The 352-nt window shown below is 57.4% G+C and carries 1 protein-coding gene; it reads right to left on the reverse strand.

Annotated elements, in window-relative coordinates:
* Positions 1-352, reverse strand: a 352-nt coding sequence (locus SB765_RS28425; protein WP_410932329.1) for a histidine kinase dimerization/phospho-acceptor domain-containing protein, incomplete at both ends; no start/stop codon positions are given.

A 352-nucleotide genomic window follows, 5' to 3' on the forward strand; every position in this document is an offset into this window, starting at 1 on the left:
GCCCACTACAATCTCGCCACGCTCGGTGAACTTGGCAGCATTGTTGCCCAGGTTGATCAGCACCTGGCCAAGTCGCAGTGAGTCGCCAAGCAGTGCGGTAGGCAAATCGGGCGGGGTCTGGAATAACAACTCCAAGCCCTTGCCCTCGGTTTTCAGGCCGATCATGGCAGCGATACTGTCGAGTACATCCTCCAGGCGAAAAGGCGTGTGCTCAAGGCTCATCCTGCCGGCTTCGATCTTGGAGAAAGCGAGGATGTCGTTGATGATCCCCAGCAGGTTCTGTGCCGAACGGTGCACTTTATCAATGTAGTTGCGCTGGCGGTTATCCAGCTCTGTCAGCAGCGCCAGGTGG

This window comes from Pseudomonas sp. SIMBA_067, assembly GCF_046534675.1.
In the GTDB taxonomy this organism is placed as follows: Bacteria; Pseudomonadota; Gammaproteobacteria; order Pseudomonadales; family Pseudomonadaceae; genus Aquipseudomonas; species Aquipseudomonas putida.